This window comes from Rhodanobacter sp. A1T4 (assembly GCF_014207185.1).
Taxonomy (GTDB): Bacteria; Pseudomonadota; Gammaproteobacteria; order Xanthomonadales; family Rhodanobacteraceae; genus Rhodanobacter.
Genome location: NZ_JACHCP010000006.1, coordinates 71,522 through 85,202 on the forward strand (window position 1 = coordinate 71,522; position 13,681 = coordinate 85,202).

Sequence of the window (13,681 nt, forward strand, 5' to 3'; positions counted from 1 at the left end):
AGCCGACGCTCATCATAACGACGACGCGTGAACGCCGTCCGTTCGGAACGCGGTGAGGAAACCACTTTGCGATTGGCCGGATTGATCGACAGCATCGCTACCGCACGCTGGCCTTCGCTGATCATCGGCCTTCTTGCAAAGGTCCGCGAAAATGGCCTGTAACCCGCCCGTGAGAGAGCGGGCGATCAGCCGCTACTTGGCGTCGGAACCGTACAGCAGGGCGTGCGAGATATCCGTCGTGGCCTGCTGCAGGTACTTCAGCGTGAAGTCGATCGTCTTGGAGGCGGTACGGCGTTCGATAAATGGCACGGTCAACGCACAGACCGCGCGGTCGTGTTCCATGATGGGCGCGGACAGATCGGTTACCCCATCCACTTCGCGGCTCGCATGACTGGCGTATCCCTGCGCGCGGATCAGCAGGATGGACTTCAGGAGCTTCTTGCGATCAAGGTTCGGCTCGCTCTCGGCGATGATGCCCAGCCAATGCTCGCGGATAGGGTCACTCTGCCAGCTCAGCAGCACATGGCCGGAGGCTGACTGGGCCATCGGTCTGCGGTGCCCGATGCGCACTACCAGGCCCACGTCGCCAGGTGGGTCGACGCGGGCGATTACCACGATCTGGTCGCCCGATGGCACCACCAGGTGGCACGACTGGTCGATCTGGTCGGCCAGTCGATGCATGATCGGCAGGGCCGTTTCCACGGCACTTTTGACCGGTGGCTGTTCCATGCCCAATCGAAACAGCCGCGGCGTGATCGAGTAGCCCGCGTCGCCGTCGCCCCGGCTGATGTAATCGCGTTCTTCCAGCACCTGCAGCATGCGGAATATTTCGCCTCTGGATCGCCCCACGCCGTCGGAAATGTCCGCAATGCTCAGTGGTGCATGGGCACTGGCGAGCAACTCGATGATGTCCAGGCCCTTGTCCAGGGCGGGAGCGCGATATTTGGGCGGAGCCTTGGGCATGGTCGTCGCTGGTGTGAGGTGAAGAAGGGACAATTCGAGCCGAGGATTGAGCCAAAAACCCGGTCAGTTTACGCAGATGTGCGCTGAGCGGGGAACGTATGCTGCGCTGCATCTTGTCATGCTGGTGAATATTTGTTTCATATGTGCACAGAATAGTCCTGGCTGTCATTCTTTAGCATGACAGCCTGTTTATTATCTGGAGCAAGGCATGCCGCAGGCGAGTGAAACGATGGGGTCGGCGTCGGCCGTCCGGAAGGCTGCGACCGGTGGCTTGGCGCTGGCCCTGGTCGTCAGCTTGTTCTTCATGTGGGGGGTGGCGAACAACCTTAACGACGTCCTGGTTGCCCATTTCAAGGCGGCCTTCACCCTCTCCGATCTGCAGGCCGGGCTCGTGCAGAGCGCCTTCTATCTGGGCTATTTCCTGGTGGCGGTACCGGCCGGCCTGTTCATGCGTCGATTCGGCTACAAGGGCGCGATTGTGTTCGGTCTGCTGCTCTACGGCATCGGTGCGCTGCTGTTTTGGCCTGCTGCGGCCTCGGCCAATTACAACAACTTCCTGCTGGCGCTGTTCGTGATTGCCGCTGGACTGGCGTTTCTGGAGACGTCGGCCAACCCACTCGTAACCTTGCTGGGCCCTGCCGAGTCGGCGACTGCCCGGCTCAATCTCGCGCAGGCGTTCAATCCGCTGGGTTCCATCAGTGGCGTGCTGATCGGTCAGTTCTTCATCTTCTCCGGCACAGAACACACGCCGGCGCAGCTCGCCACAATGTCTGCTGCCGAACACCATGCCTACGCGGTCTCCGAGGCCGCCGCGGTGCAGTGGCCTTATCTGATCATTGGTCTGGTGGTTATCGGTTGGGCGGCGCTGATCGCGGTCACCCGATTCCCCAACGCCCGCCCGCCAGCAATTGACGATGACGCGCACGCTGGCGTGCCGGTGCGCTTGCTGGGCGACGGCCGTTTCATGGCCGCCGTCGCCGCGCAGTTCTTTTACGTGGGTGCCCAGGTGAGTGTGTGGAGTTACCTCATTCGTTATGTCCAGGCGACCATGCCGGGGACCACGGCACGCCTTGCGGCCAACTTTCTCACCGCCTCCCTGGTGTGTTTCATGGTCGGTCGGTTTGCCGGCGCCGCGCTGATGAAATACGTCCGGCCCGCGCGGTTGCTGGCGGCATTTGCACTGATCAACATTGCACTGACCGGCATCGCGGTATGCCTGCCTGGCGCGGTCGGGGTGTATGCCCTGGTTGCCTGCAGCTTCTTCATGTCGGTGATGTATCCCACCATCTTCGCCATGGGTGTGGAGGGGCGCAACGACAACGAGCGCAAGTTCGGCGCCTCGGTGCTGGTGATGGCCATCATCGGTGGCGCCGTGCTGACGGCTGCGATGGGCGCGGCCTCCGATCTGGCCGGTATCGCTCACGCCATGCTGGTGCCAGGCATTTGTTTCGTGCTGATCCTGCTGTTTGCCATCCGCCACGGCCGCCAGGTGGATCGCGCATGAGGCTGTATTTCGCGCTGGATTTGCGCGACGACGAAGCGGCCATCCGCGAGTACGAGCAGTGGCACCAGCCCGACCGCATATGGCCGGAGATCGTCGCCTCGATCCGCGCCGCGGGTATTGACGACATGGAAATCTTCCGCACCGGCAATCGGCTGGTCATGGCGATGGAGGTGGGTCCGGCATTCGACCCGGTTGCCAAGGCCGCCGCCGATGCCGCCGATCCCCGCGTGCATGCCTGGGAGCAGATGATGGAGCACTTCCAGCAGGCGCTGCCGTGGGCATCGGCGGGTCAGAAGTGGGTGCCTATGGCACGCATCTTCAGCCTGCGGCAGTGTGGCGAATGAGCCGGCACGGGCTACACACAGACCGTAGACCGTAAAGGGATTCTCAGCGGCGCCAGATCACCGCTGGATCGATGTGGCGTGCGTCGCCCTGCCCGGTGAGAGCCATGCTGACGCTGAGTTCGCGGCGGATGATCTCGATCGCCTGAGTCACGCCGGCTTCGCCGCCAGCGCCCAAGCCATACAGGAATGCCTTGCCGATCAGTCCCGCCCGCGCGCCGAGTGCGAGCGCTTTCAGCAAGTCCTGTCCGCTGGTGATGCCGCTGTCGAAAAGCACCTCGGTGGAGCCCGCGACGGCATCGACGATGTCTGCGAGTACATCGATGGTGGCCGGCGCGCCGTCGAGCTGGCGACCGCCGTGGTTCGACACCACGATCGCATCCACGCAGTGCTCGGCAGCGAGGCGTGCGTCGCCGGCATCCATGATTCCCTTGATGATCAGCTTGCCCGGCCATAGCTCACGGATCCAGCCAAGATCGTGCCAGCTCAGAGTCGGATCGAACTGGCTGGCGATCCACTGTGCCAGCGTGGTGAGGCTGTCAGCGCCGCCGATGCGTCCCTCGAGATTGCCGAATGAGCGGCTCGGCGCGCGCAAGACGTCCCACGCCCATCGCGGCTTGCTGGCGATATCGAACAGATTGCGCAGGGTGATCTTTGGTGGCACCGAGAGCCCGTTCTTGATCTCGCGATGCCGCTGGCCCTGGACCGTCAGGTCGGCGGTGAGCATCAGCGCGGAACATTTGGCGGCGACAGCGCGCTGAATCAGTTCGCGAGTGAAACCGCGATCGCGCATCACGTAGATCTGAAACCAGAAGGGTGAATCGGTGGCCGCGTGCACCTGCTCGATCGAACAGATGGACATCGTGCTCAGGCAGAACGGGATGCCCGCTTTCGCGGCAGCGCGTGCGCCGTGAATTTCGCCACTGCCGTGCTGCAGCCCGGTCAGGCCGGTCGGTGCGATCGCCAGCGGCATGCTTACGGACTGGCCAACGATCTCGGTGGCCAGGGAACGTTCGTCGACGTTCTCCATCACCCGCTGGCGCAGTTGCAGGCGACCGAAAGCGGCGCGATTTTCGCGCAGCGTGGTTTCCTCGTATGAGCCGCGATCGGCGTACTCGAAAAACGCGCGCGGCACGCGCTGGCGAGCGAGTTCGCGCAGATCCATGATGTTGGTGATGGGCTCGCGCATACGGTCAGGCGTTGGCAACCAACGAGAGATCGCGCCACACCCGCCCCTCGGGGAAAGCATGCGCGGCCATCGAGGTGGCATGCATCTGTGCCGAGAAGCCGGGCGTGACCGGCGCCATATAGCGACCGTCCCGAATCGTCACCGGATCGATGAAGTGCTCGTGCAGGTGATCGACGAATTCGATGGCGCGATCCTCCTTTTTACCGGTGATGGCGATGAAATCGGCCATCGCCAGATGCTGTACCAGTTCGCACAGACCGACGCCACCGGCATGCGGGAAGACCCGGATGTCGTATTTCGCGGCAAGCAGAAGAATCGCCAGGTTTTCATTGACGCCGCCCACGCGCGCGGCGTCAATCTGTACCAGGTCCACTGCCTGCGCCTGGAACAGCTGCTTGAACATCACCCGATTGTGCGTGTGTTCGCCGGTAGAGACCGGCATCGGCGCGATGTTCTGCCGAATCGCGGCATGTCCCAGGATATCGTCCGGGCTGGTCGGTTCCTCGATCCAGGCGACGTCAAACTCCTTCAATCGGCGCAGCCAATCGATCGCCGCCGGAATGTCCCAGCGCTGATTGGCATCGATCGCGATGGCGACATCCGGGCCGACCGCGGCGCGCGCCAACCGGCAGCGGCGGATGTCGTCGTCGAGGTTGGAGCCCACCTTCAATTTGATCGTGCGAAACCCTTCGGCGACGGCCTCGCGGGCCAGCCGCTGCAGCTTCTCGTCGGAGTAGCCGAGCCAGCCGGGTGAGGTGGTATAGGCCGGGTAGCCTTCAGTCAGCAGTTGCCTGATGCGTGCGGGCTTGTGCGGCTCGGCGGCCCTGAGCATGGCCAGTGCCTCGTCGGGCGAGAGCGCGTCGCTGATGTAGCGAAAGTCGATCTGCGATACCAGCTGCTCCGGCGTCATGTCGGCGATGAAACGCCACAGGGGCTTGCCGGCCCTGCGTGCCGCCAAGTCCCAGGCGGCATTGATCACGGCGCCGATGGCCATGTGCATCACGCCTTTTTCCGGCCCCAGCCAGCGCAGCTGAGAGTCGCTGGTAAGCCGCCGCGCAAATGTGCCCAGGTCGCTGACCACCTCATCCACAGACAGCCCCACCACCAGGTGGCGCAGCGCCTCCAGTGCCGAGGTCTGCACGTCGTTGCCGCGCCCGATGGTGAAGACCAGGCCGTGGCCGCTGAGTTCGCCGTCGTCGTCCGTGCGCAGCACGACGTACGCCGCGGAGTAGTCGGGATCCGGGTTCATCGCATCCGATCCGTCCAATGCACGGGAAGTCGGGAAACGAATATCGTGCGTCTCCAGCACTGTAATTTTCGCCATGGCGATTGGGCCTCCATCGTGCCGCATAAACTGATCAGTAAGGTAAGAGCGCTCAGCGCGCATCGGCGGGATGGGCCACGACACGCTGGCGCTGCCGCCCCAGTCCCGCGATGCCCAGTTCCATCACGTCGCCGGGTTTGAGGTAAGTTGGCGGATGCAGGCCCAGCCCGACGCCGGCCGGCGTACCGGAGCTGATGACGTCACCGGGCAGCAAGGTCATGTAGCGGCTGATATAGCTCACCAGATGGGCGGCGCCGAACACCATGGTGCGGGTGTTGCCGCGCTGGTAGCGATGGCCGTTGACCTCCAGCCAGAGGTCGAGATTCTGCGGGTCGGGCACCTCGTCCTTCGTTACCAGCCAGGGGCCGAGCGGGCCGAAGGTATCGCAGCCCTTGCCTTTGTCCCACTGGCCGCCGTGCTCGAGCTGGAACGCCCGCTCGGACACGTCGTTGACCACCAGGTAGCCGGCAACATGGTTCAAGGCCTCGGCTTTGGACACGTCGCGCGTCACCTCGCCGATGACGATACCGAGTTCTACCTCCCAGTCGGTTTTCACCGAGCCGCGAGGAATTATCACGTCGTCATTGGCGCCCACGATGGCGGTGGTTGCTTTCATGAAGAGCACCGGCTGCTCGGGTACCGGTGCGTTGGTTTCGGCTGCGTGATCGGCGTAGTTCATGCCGACGCAGATGATCTTGCTGACCCGAGCCACGGGCGCGCCGAGACGCACTGAATCTGAATCGGCAACGATCGGTAGACTGCCAGGGTCGAGCGCGGCAAGTTGGCTCAAGCCGTGGCGGCTGAGGGCCTGCTCGTCGATGTCGGCGACGAATGCCGACAGGTCGCGCAGGCGGCCGTCGGCGTCGAGCATGCCAGGCCGTTCCTGGCCGGGGTTGCCGTAGCGCAGTAGTTTCATAAGCTTAAGGGTTCCGTCAGTTCGACCAGCCGCCGTCCACGACATGGACGGTGCCGGTGGTGAAAGAGGACTCGTCGGAGGCCAGATACAGCGCAAGCGCCGCGATTTCATGGGGATCGCCAAGCCGACCCATCGGCTGGCGTTCGGTGAAGCTGCGCCAGACCGCCGCCTCGTCGCCGCCCATTGCGCGTACGCGTTGTTCCAGCGACGGGCTCCTGACCGTGCCGGGGCAGATCGCGTTGCAGCGCACGCCACGGGCGACGAAGTCGGCAGCGATGGAGCGGGTCAGACCGATGACCGCAGCCTTGCTCGCGCCGTAGGCGAAGCGGTTGGGCACGCCCTTGATGCTTGATGCCACCGAGGACATGTTGACGATGCTGCCGCCGCCGCGTTCGAGCATTCCCGGTAGTACAGCTCGGCACAGTCGGAACATGCTGTCGACGTTGATTGCGAAGGAGCGCTGCCAGCTGGCCTCGTCGGTGTCGAGGATGGTGCCGGCATGGACGTACCCCGCGCAGTTGAACAGCACGTCCAGCGCGCCCGCACCGTCGACCAGCGCCGTGATGGCAGCGGTGTCGGTTACGTCGAGCGGTGCGGTGGCGATAGCCGGGTGCTCGCTCGCAAGACTTGCCAGCGCCGACGGATCGATATCCGTCGCCAGCACGCGCGCGCCGGCCGCGGCGAACGCCAGCGCGGTGGCGCGGCCGATGCCGGCACCGGCTGCGGTGATCAGTGCGGTTTTGCCGTGTAGCCGGCCTTTCATGCGCGCGCTCGGCACGGCGATGAAAACGTAGGCATACGATGCACGGTGGTCATGGTTGGGTCTCCGGGGCACAAGAAAGGGCGGGCGCCACGTCCAGTCCGTAGAAGCGGATGGCGTTGGCGCTGAACACCTCGGCCTGCCGGCCTGGTGCGAATTGCGTGGTCAGGCTCAGGGCCAGCTGAAGCCAGTGGCCGTAATCGGCGTGAGTGGTCAATACCGGCCAGTCGCTACCCCACAGCAGCCGCCCCGCGCCGAAGCTTTCGAAGAGTCGTTCGACGTAGGGTTCGATCACGGTTTCACTGGTGCCGGCATCGAGCAGGGTGAGCAGGCCGGAGAGCTTGCAGTGCAATTCGGGCAGCTGCGCCAGCTCGTCGATCCAGCTGAACCATTGCCCATGGTCGCCATCGACGATCGGCGGCTTTGCCGCATGATCGAGTACGGCGCGCAGGCTGCGCTGGCGTCGCAGGCGCTGGTGCAGCGCTGGCAACTGGGTAGTGGTGACCAGCGCATCGAAGGTGAGGCAGTGCGCCTGCAGGCAGTCAAAAGCACGATCGAGGACTGGCCTGGCCAACCATTGCGGGTCGGCAATGTCCTGTGCCATCGGGCGTATGCCGCGTAGCAGGCCGGCACCGTCTCGCATCAGGTTCTCGATGTGCGAGCAGGCGTCATCCGCCGCCATGTCGACCCAGCCGACCACGCCCAGCACGCTGGGGTCGGTGCGGGCCAACTCGAACAGATAGCGCGTTTCATGCTCGCTCGGCGCCGCCTGTACCAGCACGCTGTAGTAGACGCCGGCGGCCAGCCGCTGCGCTCGCAGATCGTCCGGCAGAAAGCTGCGCCGCAGTGACGCCGGTGCTTGCGCCAGCCAGCCATAATCGCCGCGGTCAGGCCGCCAGTAATGCTGGTGTGCGTCGACCATCGTCATGGCGTAGGCACATCGGCGCAGAGCAGCCCGGCCTCGCGCAACGCCGGCCAGATCGCCACCGGCAGGTGCGTACCCATGCGATCGACTGCGCTGTCTACCTCGGCGGGTGAACGCAGGCCGCAGACCACGCTCGCCACCGCCGGATGGGCCAGCGGGAACTGCAGGGCCACCGCACCGACATCCACTCCGACATCCGCGCAGATTTCATAGAAACGCCGTGCCCGGAGGAGTGTTTCCTGCTCGGCGGGACGGTAGTTGTAGAACTGGCCTGGGCCATCCGTGCCGCCCAGCAGGCCGGAGTTGTAGGGGCCTGCAGCCAGGATCGTCACGCCTCGCGCGCGGGCCTCGGCCATCACGGCGCGACTGTCCTGCTGTTCAAACAAGGTGTAACGCCCGGCAAGCATGATCGCGTCGAGCGGAAAGTGCCGCATCACGTCAAGACAAACCGCTTCCTCGTTGACGCCGAGGCCAATCGCGTGACAAACGCCCTGGCTGCGTAGCTCCGCCATGGTCGGCAAGGCTTCGTCCAGCGCCTGTTGCAAGATCTCACGATGCCGCGCGCCGTGGGTCAGCGCGCCGACGTCGTGTAGCAGGAGCAGCTCGACGTGATCGGTTCCCAGGCGTGCCAGGCTGGCCTCGATCGATCGCAGTACGCCATCGCGGCTGTAATCGAAGCGGACGCCGCGATGGTCGACCGCGAATCCGTCGGCACGGTCGACACGGCCAGTATGGTTCTCGATGAGGCGCCCTACCTTGGTGGACAACGTGTAGCTGTCACGATCGAGCGTCGCCAGCGCCGTGCCCAGCCGCTGTTCGCTCAAGCCGTAGCCGTAGTAGGGAGCGGTATCGAAGTGTCGGATGCCTTGCTGGTGGGCCTGCGCAATCGCAGCGATCGCGGTGTCTTCGTCTACCGACGCGTAGAGATTGCCCACCGGTGCGCCGCCAAAGGAGAGCCGGGAGATCTCGATCTTCGCCGCGCCCATCGTGGTTGCGCCTGCACTGGATGCCGCATCGGATACTGCCATGAGTCGTTCCCCGAACTGTGCCGTCGTCATCCCGAGCGGCCTGTCATCAAGCTTTTCGCGCATGATGGCGCAATTGCCTTATATGTGTACAGATAAACTTTAAGTTCATATGTAATCGTAAGTTTTGCGGAAACTACCGTGAACTTTTTTCTTGCGATACGGCTGGAGAAGGTCTAATTTACACCTCGGTTACATATAAACATCAAGTTTGCTAATGAACAAAGGTCGCTTCGGCACTCCTTGAGCAGTTGGCAAAGTCAGTCAAGGCAAGACGGGCATTCGTGGGGTGGCGAGTGGATACGCGGGGCTCGACAAGACATCAAGGTGGTGCGGCTCTGGCTGAGTTGGCGGCAGGGCGAGTCATGGCGGGCAAAGTGCCAGTAGGGCACGCGGCCGGCCCGTTTGAGCCGTCCCTGCGGCAGTCATGGCAGAACTTGGCTGCGCAGCCCGGTGATGATGCGGGGCTGCATGCCTTCCTCGCGGCCGATGTCGGCGGTACGCATGCCCGAGTTGCGCTGGTAGCGCGCAAGGCGGGTGACGGGGCGCCCGAGTTGCTGGATTACCGCACGTACCGCTGTGCCGATCACCCGCATCTCGAAGATATTGTTCGATGCTTTTGCAATGAGGCTGGCGTGCGGCCTCGCGACATGGTGCTGGCGTCCGCCGGCTATGAGCATGCCGGCATGGTGGTCAACAAAAATCTGGCCTGGCCGATCATGCCCGCCCAAATGGCGGCCGCCCTGCAGATGGATCAGGTCAGCCTGCTCAACGATTTCGAAGCGCTCGCCTACGCCACGGCGCATCTCAACGAAGGCAACACGACTACCCTCAAGCCGGCGCAGTCTCATTCTTCGGCGCAGGGTCCGGTGGTGATCATTGGGCCCGGTACGGGGCTCGGCGCGGCCGTACGACTTCCCGGCCAGCCGTCGCGGGTGCTGGCTACCGAGGCTGGCCAGATGCAGCTGGCTGCGCGCACCGGGCTGGAGCAGCAGGTGCTGGCATGTCTGGACTGGGCCGATAGTCATGTGCCTTACGAAGCGGTGCTTTGCGGCCCGGGTCTCTACCGCCTCTACGTTGCCTTGTGCGCCTTGCGCGATCGCTATCCCGCGCTCAAGACGTCGGCGGAGATTTCCGCCGAGGCTCTGACCGATACGCAATCCTTGTCGCATGAGGCGCTCTCGCTGTTCTGCGGCTGGCTGGGATCTTTCGCCGCCGATCTTGCTTTGTTGTATGGAGCGACCGGTGGCGTTTATCTGGCCGGCGGCTTTCTCTCGCAAATCACCGCTTTCATGCGCGCGAGCAATCTCGTCGATCGCTTTCTGGACAAGGGTGTGATGCGCCCGCTACTCAACAAAATTCCGATTTATGTGGTGGATCACGGCCAGCTGGGTGTCATCGGCGCCGCCAGCTGGTTTTTGAATACGCGCGCCGACGCTGCAAGGGCCGCAGACCCGGTCGTACCTGGTGGTAGGGGGGAGCTACAGCCAGGCAAGTGAGGGGAGGGTGACTGTGCCGGTCACACAGGGCGTTGCCGTGCCCCAATAAACACCAAGTTCAAGCTTTGATGTAGCAAGTGCGTCACCACTGACGGCGGATGTTTTTCTCCCAAGGCACCCGTCGCCGGTGGCTTTTTTTTGCAAGGCCATCGCTGGTTGCCGTTGCGGCACGATGGTCAGGGATTGGCTGGACATGATGGGTGATTGAACGATGCCGAGGCGAGTTTGCACTTTTCTGGTGTTTTTTCTGCTCGCAGGGATCATGCACGATGCCTGTGCTGGTCGTGGCGATCGCCTGCCGGACCTGGCCATGCCGTGCGCCCTGCACAGCAACTGGAAACCCGCTGCCGCGATCGACGATGCGCAGTTGCCAATCAATAGTGATGCTTCCACCGGAGTGTGCGTGAATAGTCTGCGTCGCTCCTTCCACGCGGTGCGCTTCGTTAGCGCCCACTACCAGTCAAGCACGGAGACATCACCCCCATGAAGCCCACGAGGACTTTTCTCGCCGCCCTGATCGGCCTGCTCTGCGTCGAGTCGCTCTGCGCCAGCGCGGTAGCGGCCGCTGCGGCGGTGTCGCCCACGGTGCCGACCGCCGATACGCTCACGCCGCATCAGGCCGATATGGCCTGGCAGAAGGCTACTGCGACATATGCGCCTCAGCGCAGCGCCATTCTCAATCGGGTCGCCGAGCATATGGACGACGGCCCGTTCCACGCTGACTGGGCGTCGCTGGAAACGTACCGATCCCCAGGTTGGTACGACAACGCCAAGTTCGGCATCTTCATCCATTGGGGCGTGTATTCGGTGCCCGCGTTCGGCAGCGAGTGGTACCCGCGCCAGATGTACCAGAAGGGAAGCACAGATTACGCCCATCACATCGCGACGTATGGACCGCAGTCGACGTTCGGCTACAAGGACTTCATCCCGATGTTCAAGGCCCAGCGCTTCGATCCGGCTGCCTGGGCGACGCTGTTCAAGGCGGCCGGCGCGCGCTACGTGGTGCCGGTCGCCGAACACCATGACGGCTTCGCCATGTACGACTCCAAGCTGTCGGAATGGACCGCCGCCAAGATGGGGCCCCACAAGGACATCATCGGGCTGCTGGAAAAGGCCGTGCGCGCGCAGGGCCTGCGTTTTGGCGTGTCGTCCCATCGCGCCGAACATGACTGGTTTTTCGACGGTGGCCGGCATATCGATTCGGACGTCAACGATCCGCGCTATGCCAGCCTGTACGGCCCGGCCGAGAACCACCTGTCCGAGGATGACCAGAAGCTCGCCGAAGACTGGACCTATGTCTCGCAGGCATGGCTGGATGACTGGCTTGCGCGCACCGCCGAACTCATCGATGACTACCACCCGGACATGATCTATTTCGACTGGTGGATCGGTCATCCCACCTTTCGCAACACCCTGCCGAAGATGCTCGCCTACTACTACAACCAGGGCACGAAGCGCGATGGCGTGGTGGTGAATTACAAGCTCGGCGATTTTCCCGAGGGCGCAGGCGTGCTCGACATCGAGCGTGGCCAACTGTCCGGTATCCAGGCGCGCCACTGGCAGACCGACACGTCGGTCAGCGACAACTCCTGGGGCTATGTGGAAGGCGATACCTATAAGTCGCCCACTGTCCTGATCCATCTGCTGGCCGATGTGGTCAGCAAGAACGGCAACCTGATGCTCAATATCGGGCCGCGTGCCGACGGCACCATTCCCGAAGCAGAACGCGACATCCTGCTGGCGATCGGTCGCTGGCTGAAGGTCAACGGTCAGGCGATCTACGATACCCGGCCGTGGCGGGTATACGGCGAAGGTCCCACCGAGGTGGCGAGCGGAAGCTTCCAGGACACCAGGACCAAGCCGTATACCGCCGAGGACTTCCGCTTCACCACCAGGCCGGGCGCGTTGTACGCCATCGAGCTGGGCTGGCCGAAAAACGCCGAGGCGGTGATCCATTCGATCAAACCGTCCGACCATGTCGGTGCGGTCACCTTGCTCGCCGACGGCAAGACGCTCAAGACGACCCAGCAGTCCGACGGACTGCACGTCAGCCTGCCCGGCAAGCCGGCGGGGGAATCCGCGTATGTGCTGCGCATCGCGATGCCCGGCCTCGATTCCAGCGCCAAGGATCAGCCATGAAACGACTCCTCGGATGGCTGCTCGCCAGCATGCTTTTGAGCAGTGCCGTGCACGCCGAACCGGCCGCGTTGTTCTACCTGATGAGCACGCAGAAGTCGGTCGACTCCATGGTGGCCCACGTCGACAAGATCGGCCTGCTGGTGCCCACCTGGTATGGCGTCGATGCGGAGGGGTTGGTCAACGGCGCGCCCAACGACTTCGTCCTCAACCTCGCCAGGCAGCACCATTTGCCGGTGATGCCGATTCTCTCGATGACCGCCGGCCGCAAGGGTTTCCACGAGCTGCTGCATGACGAGACGGCCAAGCAGCAGATGATCGGGTCGTTGCTGCAGCAGGCCACGGAGCACGGCTACGTCGGGTTCCAGTTTGATTTCGAGAGCATCTCGTGGACCGACCGCGACGCCTATAGCTTGATGGCCAAGCAAACGGCGGAGGCGCTACACAAGCACGGCCTGAAACTGTCGATCGCGGTGGTACCCAATGCACCAGGCCACGCCGGCGAGGGGCCGTTCTCCAAGTGGATGTGGCAGTACTGGCGTGGCGCCTACGATCTGGCGGCACTGGGCAAGTATGCCGACCTGATCTGCCTGATGACGTACGACCAGAGCACACGCTGGACTACGCCGGGCCCGGTCGACGGCATGCCGTGGATGCTCAAGCACCTCGAATATGCATTGAAATTTGTACCCAAAGAGAAACTGTCGCTGGGTATCGCGCTGTACGGCTACCGCTGGTTCACCGGCGACCCGGTGAAAGCGGATGGCACCGAGGCCTCCAACATCAGCGCCGACTATATCGATGCCGACGCATCGTTTCCGCTGGCCAGGGAGCAGGGCGCGCAGATCCAGTGGGACCCGGTCGAGCACGAGTCCTGGTATTACTTTTATCGCGACGATATGCGCGAATGGGTATTCATGCCCGACGCACGCAGTTTCAATGACCGCCTGCAATTGGTGAACCAGTACGGTCTGGAGGGTTTCTGTTCGTGGGTGCTGGGGGCCGAGGATCCGAAGATTTGGGATGCCCTGCCCATCGTGAAGCGTTGAGACGCGGCGGATGGCTATGAGCCGTGCGCTGGTCAGCATCGGATGGGCGC

General features: G+C 63.4%; 14 protein-coding genes. 6 read left to right on the forward strand and 8 right to left on the reverse strand.

The features are described from left to right. The first annotated feature begins 27 nt into the window (after window positions 1-27). Complete coding sequence (locus HDE80_RS22200; RefSeq protein WP_255483743.1) at window positions 28-162, forward strand: hypothetical protein; 135 nt, start codon at window positions 28-30, stop codon at window positions 160-162. A gap of 30 nt (window positions 163-192) precedes the next feature. On the opposite strand, the gene HDE80_RS13210 is transcribed toward HDE80_RS22200, so the two are convergent. Further along, window positions 193-963, reverse strand: coding sequence for an IclR family transcriptional regulator (locus HDE80_RS13210; RefSeq protein WP_184671596.1), 771 nt, complete (start codon window positions 961-963; stop codon window positions 193-195). Window positions 964-1,192: 229 nt separating this feature from the next. On the opposite strand from HDE80_RS13210, the gene fucP reads away from it, so the two are divergent. Beyond that, window positions 1,193-2,467 carry an L-fucose:H+ symporter permease gene (gene fucP / locus HDE80_RS13215; protein WP_184672161.1) on the forward strand — a complete coding sequence of 425 codons (1,275 nt, stop codon included), beginning with the start codon at window positions 1,193-1,195 and terminating at the stop codon, window positions 2,465-2,467. After that, window positions 2,464-2,811 carry an L-rhamnose mutarotase gene (locus HDE80_RS13220; protein WP_184671598.1) on the forward strand — a complete coding sequence of 116 codons (348 nt, stop codon included), beginning with the start codon at window positions 2,464-2,466 and terminating at the stop codon, window positions 2,809-2,811. Before fucP ends, HDE80_RS13220 begins: the two co-directional genes overlap by 4 nt. Window positions 2,812-2,854: 43 nt before the next feature. Here HDE80_RS13220 and HDE80_RS13225 read toward each other — a convergent pair whose 3' ends face one another. From HDE80_RS13225 to HDE80_RS13250, 6 genes are read right to left on the reverse strand one after another with little or no spacing between them, the layout of a single operon-like run. Next, entirely contained in the window at window positions 2,855-3,997 is a 1,143-nt protein-coding gene (locus tag HDE80_RS13225; protein WP_184671600.1) for an alpha-hydroxy acid oxidase, read from the reverse strand. A 4-nt stretch (window positions 3,998-4,001) separates the two neighbouring features. Beyond that, window positions 4,002-5,321 carry an L-fuconate dehydratase gene (locus HDE80_RS13230; RefSeq protein WP_184672162.1) on the reverse strand — a complete coding sequence of 440 codons (1,320 nt, stop codon included), beginning with the start codon at window positions 5,319-5,321 and terminating at the stop codon, window positions 4,002-4,004. Window positions 5,322-5,373: 52 nt separating this feature from the next. Beyond that, window positions 5,374-6,237 (reverse strand): fumarylacetoacetate hydrolase family protein, encoded by an 864-nt coding sequence (locus tag HDE80_RS13235; protein ID WP_184671602.1) that lies wholly within the window; start codon window positions 6,235-6,237, stop codon window positions 5,374-5,376. 16 nt (window positions 6,238-6,253) lie between these two features. Further along, window positions 6,254-7,000, reverse strand: a complete 747-nt coding sequence (locus HDE80_RS13240) for an SDR family oxidoreductase (RefSeq protein WP_184671604.1) — start codon at window positions 6,998-7,000, stop codon at window positions 6,254-6,256. A gap of 49 nt (window positions 7,001-7,049) precedes the next feature. Next, the gene (locus HDE80_RS13245) at window positions 7,050-7,925 is read right to left on the reverse strand and encodes an amidohydrolase family protein (RefSeq protein WP_184671605.1); all 876 of its coding nucleotides are present in this window, start codon (window positions 7,923-7,925) and stop codon (window positions 7,050-7,052) included. Continuing rightward, window positions 7,922-8,950, reverse strand: a complete 1,029-nt coding sequence (locus HDE80_RS13250) for an aldo/keto reductase (protein ID WP_184671607.1) — start codon at window positions 8,948-8,950, stop codon at window positions 7,922-7,924. Before HDE80_RS13250 ends, HDE80_RS13245 begins: the two co-directional genes overlap by 4 nt. Before the next feature lie 362 nt (window positions 8,951-9,312). On the opposite strand from HDE80_RS13250, the gene HDE80_RS13255 reads away from it, so the two are divergent. Beyond that, the gene (locus HDE80_RS13255) at window positions 9,313-10,446 is read left to right on the forward strand and encodes a glucokinase (protein WP_184671609.1); all 1,134 of its coding nucleotides are present in this window, start codon (window positions 9,313-9,315) and stop codon (window positions 10,444-10,446) included. Here the strand turns inward: HDE80_RS13255 and HDE80_RS13260 are convergent. After that, window positions 10,429-10,710, reverse strand: a complete 282-nt coding sequence (locus HDE80_RS13260; RefSeq protein WP_184671611.1) for a hypothetical protein — start codon at window positions 10,708-10,710, stop codon at window positions 10,429-10,431. The genes HDE80_RS13255 and HDE80_RS13260 overlap by 18 nt on opposite strands. Window positions 10,711-10,929: 219 nt before the next feature. Between HDE80_RS13260 and HDE80_RS13265 the strand changes: the two genes are divergently transcribed. Beyond that, window positions 10,930-12,585, forward strand: coding sequence for an alpha-L-fucosidase (locus HDE80_RS13265; RefSeq protein WP_184671613.1), 1,656 nt, complete (start codon window positions 10,930-10,932; stop codon window positions 12,583-12,585). Further along, window positions 12,582-13,631: a glycosyl hydrolase family 18 protein gene (locus tag HDE80_RS13270; RefSeq protein WP_184671615.1), complete on the forward strand. Its 1,050-nt coding sequence runs from the start codon at window positions 12,582-12,584 to the stop codon at window positions 13,629-13,631. Before HDE80_RS13265 ends, HDE80_RS13270 begins: the two co-directional genes overlap by 4 nt. The last annotated feature ends 50 nt before the right edge of the window (window positions 13,632-13,681 follow it).